Source organism: Hyphomicrobiales bacterium, from assembly GCA_030688605.1.
GTDB lineage: Bacteria > Pseudomonadota > Alphaproteobacteria > Rhizobiales > NORP267 > JAUYJB01.
Genome location: JAUYJB010000053.1, coordinates 1 through 3,249, shown reverse-complemented (window position 1 = coordinate 3,249; position 3,249 = coordinate 1). Strand labels below are relative to the sequence as shown.

Genomic DNA, 3,249 nt, shown 5'->3' with positions numbered 1-3,249 from the left:
CGACCTTCACGCCGAACGGGAGGTTGCGCATGGCCGCGGTGGCCTCGCGGGTCACCTTCTCGTGCTCAGCCAGCGCCTTGGCGTCTGCGAGCGTCATGTTGGCAATGACGCCGCGGGCATCGGCCATAGCGTCGGCGCCTTTCCTGGCTCCTTCAGCGAACCCCTTGGCACCGTCGCCGAAGGCCTTTAAACCGCCACCGACTGCGCTCAGGGCGTCGGCGAGCAATCCAAACGGGCGGATGCCGAAGACCTTGATGCTACCCAAGAAATCGCCGATGCCTTTGATGATGCCGCCGACGAACGTCGCGATGCCGCCCACCACGTCGGAGACGACGGCAAGCAGCCAGAAGAACGCCTGGCCCAGGAACGTCGCCACGATGGCTACGCCCTTGAACACCGGGAACAGAGCTTCCAGAAGCGGCACCAACGCTTCGCCGAATGCCTTGCCGAACACAATTAGCGGCTGCGCCAGGGCCGCGATGATGGGTTCCAGCGGCTCCATGACGGCGGCGAGCACTTGCGCGGTCGGAGCGAGCTGCTCAAGGACGTGCCCAAGAAGCATCGCCGGGTTAGCGAGCGCGAGCAAGTCTTTCCCGGACTGCGTCGCTTTTCTGCCGAGCTCTTTGAGTTCAGCGAATGCCGCCTTGCCCATTGAAGCGGCACCGCGCCCAAGCGCCTCGATGCCATTCAGCGCGAGCAGGGCTGTGCTAGCAAGCGCTTGGCCCGGATCTCGCCAGACGGATGCGATGCCCGATCCTGCGGCCTGCATGGCGTCCAGCAACCTCGTTGGCCCCTGCGCCGCGAATGCGATGGTGGCTTGAATGGAGCGGCTGATCGCTTGGCCGTACTGCGCCAGACGCTGCTGCAGCATCTGCTTGGACGACGAGATGCCGGTACCAAATTCACTGACGTTCTCGCCGAATTCCATGATATCGGCGCTCGCCTGACCGATGCGCCGTTCCATGCCTTTGGCCGGGTGCTCGATCAGACCGAGAGCGATGGCCGCCTCGTTCGCCTTCTCCTTCAGGAAGTCGATCGAAGCACGCAACTCCTCCATCTGCGACTCGCTCAAGAAAGCCCCGGCCAAGTTCATCAGCACTTCGCCGACGGTCTGCAACATTTGCAGCATGCCCGCCATGATGACGCGCGGAATGGTCTCCATGGCCCGCTGGAGCGATGCGATCATGCCCTGCTGCTCGCGGATGCCCGCGGCGAGTCCGGGATCGATCCCAGCCAGAATGTTCTTCCCGGCACCGTCGTCAAAGCCCGGCACGCCGAGGAACTCCAGGACGCCCTGCAAGCCCTTGCGCAGCGCCTTCCAGGGGATGACGGCCTCGCGATTGTGCACGACGCCAGCGACCTCATGCGCCGGGCCGGTGCCGGTAAGGCGGGCGCCTTCCTGGAACCCGCGCAGGTCGGCTTCTCTCTCCAGGAAGTCGGCGAGGACGTCTGCAGACGCGTTGTCCACAGAGGCGGCAGCGAACATGCCTCGTCCGGCACCGGAGCGGTACTCGCCGAGCTCGCTGAGGCTGACCGTTCCTGGGTCAATGCCAATATCCCGCGCCGAGCGTCGGAATTGCTGGACGCGTTCCATCGCCGTCTGTGTTTGCCCGGCTACGATGGTGATCACTTCATCCAGGCTCTCAAGATCCTTGAAGCCGCGCAGACCCGTCACCCAGGCGATGGAGAAAGCCTCGGCGGCAGTGAGAAAGCCGATCGCCGTGTCAGCTGCCTGCGCATTGAGCCGCTGTACTTGCGCCATGGCTTCCTGGTCTTGCAAGAAGCGCCCTGCCAGGATGCGGGAGAAGTCTTCGCCGCCCTTGGTGAGATCGGCCAGCGAGCCCTGCACGATATTGCCAGCCGAGCGCAGTCCCTCTCCCAGACCGGCAGCGAGCAGATCCTCCAGGGCCGTGGCTCGCAGCTGAAAAGGCCCTCCCGTCGCGAGTGCCGGCAAGCCGCTGCTCTCCTGCTGTCGAAGAACTGCCAACATGTCTTTGCTGGGTTCAAGGCGCACGACCGAAGGCGGCCGAGAAATCTCCGCGCGAACATCAAGAGGGGCTGGAACTTCTTCAGGTGGCGCCATCGGCCGAGTGAGCTGTTCCAACACGGAAGGCAATGTTCGCGTTTCCGCGTCGGATCGCTGCGCTTCCTCACGGCCCCGCTCCATCTCCTGCTGCAGCGTATTGACGCCTTGCGCATCCATCTGCGGCTCGACCGTGCCGAAAACCAGGCGCAGCGCGCGCACCGGGATGGAGATGGAGTCGTCGCCCATCGTCCAATCCGCGAAGCGCTTCGTGAGTTCTGCCTTGACTGCATCCCACAGGCTCTTGACCTCGGCAAGCGCCAGATCCCAATCAATCAGCGTAACGGCCATAACGAGCGCCATCCCGAGCGTAACCTGCCATCCCGCGACGCCCGCGACGCCCGCCAGGAACTTGAAGCCCATCCCGGCGAACGCACCAGCCAGAACCCGCTCTAGACTGGTATCGAATATCTTACGATCCACCTGCGTCTGCGCCCAGTCGAACGCCAGCGAGATAGCCAGCGCCATGGTGAGGGGAACCGCCAGGGTGCCGAGCACCGCACCTGCAGCGCCCGCGGTCCACACGGCCCCAGGGGCGAGGAGGCTGCCCCAGGCAAGCGCGCCCAGTCCGGCAATGAGGCCACCGATGAACCTGGCTGTCAGGATAGACGCCACGGTCATGGTCACCTGCATGCCCATCTGAATCTGATGCGGCTGCAAGGCGTCGACGCGCGCCTGTACCTCCCGTAGCCAGTCGGGGATTTGCGCCTGCTGCACCGCCTCGTCGGGATCGAGACCTTCGGCGAGGGCTTGAAAGCGGATGCTCATCACGGTCGCTTCATCAAGCGGGCGCCCCAGGAGGCTATCAAGGAAGACGCCAGTCCGGGTTTCCGGTGATGGCACGAGGTCGATAAGCCACTGCACGCGCCGGCCAATCCATTCCGAGACGGGCGCGGCTGTCCCCTGGATGAGGTTTACTGTCCAATCCACGCTGCGCCGCAGCCACTCGCCGGCAAGAGAACTGGCGCCTTGCGCGAGGTTTACGGCCCACTCCAGGGTCTTCTCAAGCCAATCAGCAATGGCGTCCGCGGTACCTTTTGCAAGGTCCACGGTCCAAGTGACGGCAGCGTCGATCCAGTCGCCCGATTGCCCGATCGCGCCCTGAGCCAAGTTCACGGCCCATGTGATGCTCGAACGGACCCAGTCTCCGGCGAGGGTGCGAGCGC

Annotated in this window: 1 protein-coding gene; it reads right to left on the bottom strand. The window is 64.4% G+C overall.

The annotated features are described in order from the left end of the window. The coding region (locus Q8P46_06415) for a hypothetical protein (GenBank protein ID MDP2619795.1) at window positions 1-3,199 on the bottom strand (3,199 nt) is incomplete at its 3' end. Window positions 3,200-3,249: the final 50 nt, after the last annotated feature.